The sequence below is a fragment of the Streptomyces sp. NPDC059900 genome, from assembly GCF_050270335.1.
In the GTDB taxonomy this organism is placed as follows: Bacteria; Actinomycetota; Actinomycetes; order Streptomycetales; family Streptomycetaceae; genus Streptomyces.
On the sequence record NZ_JBNNJZ010000620.1, the window covers coordinates 1 to 4,548 of the forward strand.

Genomic DNA, 4,548 nt, shown 5'->3' on the forward strand with positions numbered 1-4,548 from the left:
AACCCGGTACGGGCCGTCGACGACACCCGCAGACGGTAGGTGTACCGCACGGGCGCGAACTCCCGGGCCGCCGTGGATGCCGTCATCCCGGCAACCTACCGCCCCGCACTGACAACGCCGGATCCGCCCGCAAGACGAACCGGCTTACCCTGCCCCGCCCACGCGGAAGCTTCGATTCCTCCCCCGCCTGAAGACGCGGGTATCCACGAAGGAAGACACGATGAAAGAGGCAGACTGCACGATGTCGTAGCGGTGCTCGTCCCGGCCGTCCGGCGTACCGTCGAAGATCACCAGGTCCGAGACGAGGCTGCGTGTCACGAAGCCGCCCGCTCCGGAGTCGGAGTGGTCGAAGACCCTGGCCGAGGGACCGTAGAGCTGGCGCACGAGGTCGCGGCAGCCGGCGAACAGCTCCCGGCCCGCTGCGTTGTTCGTGGTGAAGACGGCGACGCTGACCATGGTCCCCCCGTGCGCTGCTCCCGGCACCCGTGCGAAGTCGTGCCGCGCTGCGCATGCACGGCGGTGCCACCGCCAATCTGAGGGCGGTGGCACCCGCGGTCAATACGACATACAGCGGTAAAGGCGCCTCGGGAGACAGCCCGCTGCGGCCCGGGGGTTACCGGCGTGCGTAACCGGTCGCGGAGGGGTGGGTGTGGGCGGCCTGCAAGAGCTTTGCGGCACCGCGGACCGCCGCGGTGTGCGGGGCGGGGACCGTGCGGACGGGGGCGTGCAGTTGGTCGGCGAGCGGGTAGATGATCTCGGGTCTCAGCGCGCCTCCGCCTGCGAGGAGCGGGCCCCGCTGGAGGGCATCGAGCGTCTGGGACGTGTGGTCCTGCTCCAGCATGGCGGTCGTCATCGCGACGATCGCCTCGGTGATCCGCGCGGGCGCGGTGCGGCCGTCCAGGTCGCTGGTGCCCAGGGCGGTGTGCCGGGCGTCGCATACCGCGCCGTCGGCGAGGAGCGTGACCTCGGTGAGGTGGGCGCCGATGTCCACGACGAGCAGGGGGCGGGTCAGGTCGGCGTCCGCGGTCATGGCCACGGCGCGCGCGGCGGGGACGGTCAGTACCGAGCGCGGGCGCAGGATTTCGACCGCGGTACGGGCCTCGGCGCGGTAGGCGAGGCCTCCCAGTACGGGCGTCGTCAGGATGAGCAGAGGGCGGCCGAAGCGGGGCAGGCGGTTGCCGAGCAGCCGGTCGAGCATGCGGGAGGTGCCGGGGGTGTCGACGATGGTGCCGCGCTGGATGGGGTACGCGGCACCGGCGCCGGGGAACGTGACCGTGGGGACGTCGAGGATCATGCGCCGCCCGGACGTCCAGGCCCGGGTGCGGGCGCTGCCCAGATCGAGTGCGATGCCGGAGCACCGCCGGCACCAGGGCCACGAACGGTGGCGGGTGGTCACGGTGCCGGGACGGGAGGGCGTGGTCACCGGCCGGCCTCCCTGACCTGCTGGCAGCGTGCGCAGTAGCGTGCCTGCGGCACGATCATCAGCCGTTCCGGGGCGATGGGTCCGCGGCACAGGTGGCAGGCACCGTAGCTGCCGTGATCCATCCGCTCGAGAGCTGCTTCGACGTCGGCCAGGACCATGCGGGCCGAGGCGGCGAGCTTGACGCGGACCTCGAGCTGGGAGGAGGTCTGGCGGGCGCGCGCCGCGTCGGTGCGGGGCGTTGCGGCGGCCGAGAGCTGCTGCAACTGTTCCTGGCGGAAGAGCCGTTGCTCGTGAAGGTTCTCGCGCAGTGCGGCGAGGATCTCGGCGGACGGTGTGGTCTCGCGGTCGATGATCTGGTGGTTCACCGATTCACCCCTTGGGCAGGGCGGGAAGAGGGGACTTTCAGGGCGCGACGCCGTAGCGGGCTTCGGCCGTCAGGCGACTTTGCGCTGGCAGGGAACACAGAACGGGGTGTACGGCAGGATTTCCAGGCGCTCGACCGGAATGGCGGTGGTGCAGTTTTGGCAGAGGCCGTAACTGCCGTCCTGTACCCGGGCGACGGCGTCCTCGACTTCGGCCAGGACTCGCCGGATGGCCTCTTTCTGCGTGAACATCATCTGTTCCTCCGTCTCCGCCCCGGCCTCTTCGACGGCCTGCAGCTGTGTGAGGCGGGTGGCGCGTTCGTGCTGGAGGCGCTGGAGGGCCTCATGTGCCGTCAGCCGCTCGACGGGGGCTTCGGTCCGGGGCACATCGAGGGACATGGCGGTTCCTTCTTTCAGCGGGTGGGTCGCGCCGGGCCGGGAAGTCGTGAGCCGGGTCGGCAGGTCGGGAGGAGTCGCGGGCCGCACTCCATGCCTCCACCCTGGCCGCATCGGCGCGGGAAACCCATCGGGCGCGATACCCATCTATGACGGCGGTCCGGGGATCGTCACGCCGCTGGCCAGCGCCGGGAAATGGGCACTGGAGCCCATCGACGAACCTGCCGCGAGCGGGCACCCTGGACAGCAGTCCGGTCAAAACCAGTGGCTGCGGTTCACGCTCTGGGTGCGCGGTGACCGACAGTAGAGACCCAACCGCGTCGCACGGAGAAAGGCGTTATCCCGTTGTCCCTGTTCTGGCGGATCTTCGCGCTCAACGCCGTGGTGCTCGGAGGCGCCACGGCACTGCTGCTGTGGGCGCCGGTGACCGTCTCCGTGCCGGTGGTCCTTACCGAGGCCGTCATCCTCGTGGGCGGCCTGGGCGTCATGCTGGTCGCCAACGCGGCTTTGCTGCGTATCGGCCTCGCTCCACTGGGCCGGCTCACCCGGCTGATGCACACCGTCGACCTGTTGCGCCCCGGACACCGGCTTCCGGAGCAGGGCAGTGGTGAGACCGCCGAGCTGATCCTCACCTTCAACGCCATGCTCGAACGGCTCGAGCAGGAACGGGCCGCCAGCAGCGCCCGCGTCCTGCTCGCCCAGGAATCCGAACGGCGCCGCATCGCCCAGGAGCTGCACGACGAGGTCGGCCAGACCATGACCGCGGTCCTGCTGTCCCTCAAGCGGGCCGCGGACGAGGCGGACGAACCGCTGCGCGGGGAGTTGCAGCAGGCGCAGGAGATCACCCGGGGAAGCCTGGACGAAGTACGCCGTCTGGTGCGCAGACTGCGGCCGGGCGTACTGGACGATCTCGGTCTGGTCAGCGCCCTGACGTCCCTGACCACGGAGTTCGCCACACACGCGGGGCTGCGTGTGGTGCACCGCTTCGCGAGCGGCCTGCCGCCGCTGGGCCGGCAGGCGGAACTCGTCGTGTACCGCGTCGCCCAGGAAGCCCTGACGAACGCGGCCCGCCACGCCGAGGCCGACCAGGTCGAGGTGAGCCTGGAGCACACCGGCGAGGCGGTGGTCCTTGCCGTCGTCGACGACGGCCGCGGCACCGCAGTCGCCCGCGAGGGGGCGGGCATCCGCGGAATGCGGGAGCGGGCCCTGCTGAGCGGGGCCACTCTGGACGTCATCTCCACACCGCAGGCCGGTACGACGGTCCGGCTGACCGTGCCCCTCCCCAGGAAGCAGCCATGACCCAGCCCCGCACATCCGCGATCCGCATCCTCCTCGCCGACGACCACGCGCTGGTACGTCGCGGGGTGCGGCTCATCCTCGACCGGGAGCCGGACCTGGAGGTCGTCGCGGAGGCCGGTGACGGCGCTCAGGCCGTCGACCTGGTCCGCACCCACGAGGTCGACCTGGCGGTGATGGATGTCGCCATGCCCCGGATGACCGGCCTGCAGGCAACCCGCGAACTCCTGGCGCTGAAGCCCGGGGTGCGGGTGCTGATGCTCACGATGCACGACAACGAGCAGTACTTCTTCCAGGCGCTGAAGGCCGGCGCCAGCGGCTACGTGCTGAAGTCCGTGGCCGATCGCGACCTGGTGTCGGCATGCCGGGCCGCCATGCGTGACGAGCCCTTCCTGTATCCGGGCGCGGTCACGGCGCTCATCCGCAAGCATCTCGACCGTGTCCGTCAGGGCGAGGAGCCGCCCGAGCAGGTGCTGACCGCGCGCGAGGAGGAGGTCCTCAAACTCGTGGCCGAGGGCCACTCCTCCAAGGAGATCGCCGAGATGCTCTTCATCAGCATCAAGACCGTCCACCGCCATCGGGAAAACCTGCTGCACAAGCTCGGCATGCGGGACCGCCTTGAACTCACCCGCTACGCGATCCGCGTCGGTCTCATCGAGGCCTGAGCCACCTGACTGCCCCAAGTCTCCGACCGCCTACTCCCCGGTCGGGGCCTTGGGGCTCCGGACCGAGTGGGGAGGGAGGGGGGATGACCCGCTTCGCACGCGCCGCTTCACGCGCCCGTGGTCCGGCAGCAGCGCTGCCGGCCATCATGCTCGCCCTCCTCATCACCTTGCTCGGCCCGTCCGCCCTCTGCGGCGGACAACCCTGCGTGCCGAGCGGCACCGTGGCCGCTGCCCCTGCCTCCGCGTCCGCGCCGAGCACGCCGCACGCGGATGACCGGGCAGGGAGCGAGCCTTACGCGCAGAACGCAGAACCCGGCCTTTCCCCCGTCACCGCTCGCAGTCATCGGGACGTCATCGGGGAGCGTCATGTTCCGCCGCTCTCCGCCGTCGGCACATCGCATGGCAC

At 70.8% G+C, this 4,548-nt stretch carries 7 protein-coding genes; 3 read left to right on the forward strand and 4 right to left on the reverse strand.

Annotated elements, in window-relative coordinates; translation table 11 throughout:
• Nucleotides 1-144: 144 nt before the first annotated feature.
• The 4 genes from ACQKIP_RS40455 to ACQKIP_RS40470 form a co-directional block, all read right to left on the reverse strand.
• Nucleotides 145-456, reverse strand: coding sequence for a hypothetical protein (locus tag ACQKIP_RS40455; protein ID WP_365853808.1), 312 nt, complete (start codon nucleotides 454-456; stop codon nucleotides 145-147).
• 157 nt (nucleotides 457-613) lie between these two features.
• Nucleotides 614-1,423, reverse strand: a complete 810-nt coding sequence (locus tag ACQKIP_RS40460; RefSeq protein ID WP_365853810.1) for a hypothetical protein — start codon at nucleotides 1,421-1,423, stop codon at nucleotides 614-616.
• Nucleotides 1,420-1,788: a TraR/DksA family transcriptional regulator gene (locus tag ACQKIP_RS40465; RefSeq protein WP_365853812.1), complete on the reverse strand. Its 369-nt coding sequence runs from the start codon at nucleotides 1,786-1,788 to the stop codon at nucleotides 1,420-1,422. Before ACQKIP_RS40465 ends, ACQKIP_RS40460 begins: the two co-directional genes overlap by 4 nt.
• Nucleotides 1,789-1,857: 69 nt before the next feature.
• Nucleotides 1,858-2,184 carry a TraR/DksA family transcriptional regulator gene (locus tag ACQKIP_RS40470; protein ID WP_365853814.1) on the reverse strand — a complete coding sequence of 109 codons (327 nt, stop codon included), beginning with the start codon at nucleotides 2,182-2,184 and terminating at the stop codon, nucleotides 1,858-1,860.
• A gap of 342 nt (nucleotides 2,185-2,526) precedes the next feature.
• On the opposite strand from ACQKIP_RS40470, the gene ACQKIP_RS40475 reads away from it, so the two are divergent.
• From ACQKIP_RS40475 to ACQKIP_RS40485, 3 genes are all read left to right on the forward strand, one after another.
• The gene (locus ACQKIP_RS40475; protein WP_365853816.1) at nucleotides 2,527-3,480 is read left to right on the forward strand and encodes a HAMP domain-containing sensor histidine kinase; all 954 of its coding nucleotides are present in this window, start codon (nucleotides 2,527-2,529) and stop codon (nucleotides 3,478-3,480) included.
• Complete coding sequence (locus ACQKIP_RS40480) at nucleotides 3,477-4,142, forward strand: response regulator transcription factor (RefSeq protein ID WP_365853818.1); 666 nt, start codon at nucleotides 3,477-3,479, stop codon at nucleotides 4,140-4,142. The genes ACQKIP_RS40475 and ACQKIP_RS40480 overlap by 4 nt, the downstream gene beginning before the upstream one ends.
• A gap of 83 nt (nucleotides 4,143-4,225) precedes the next feature.
• Nucleotides 4,226-4,548 (forward strand): hypothetical protein (locus ACQKIP_RS40485; RefSeq protein ID WP_427745318.1); only part of this gene is annotated, 323 nt, incomplete at its 3' end.

Bases quoted from the DNA above. Each gene is read 5' to 3' on its own strand.
- ACQKIP_RS40455 (WP_365853808.1), bottom strand. From the start codon at position 456: ATGGTCAGCGTCGCCGTCTTCACCACGAACAACGCAGCGGGCCGGGAG.
- ACQKIP_RS40470 (WP_365853814.1), bottom strand. From the start codon at position 2,184: ATGTCCCTCGATGTGCCCCGGACCGAAGCCCCCGTCGAGCGGCTGACG.
- ACQKIP_RS40480 (WP_365853818.1), top strand. From the start codon at position 3,477: ATGACCCAGCCCCGCACATCCGCGATCCGCATCCTCCTCGCCGACGAC.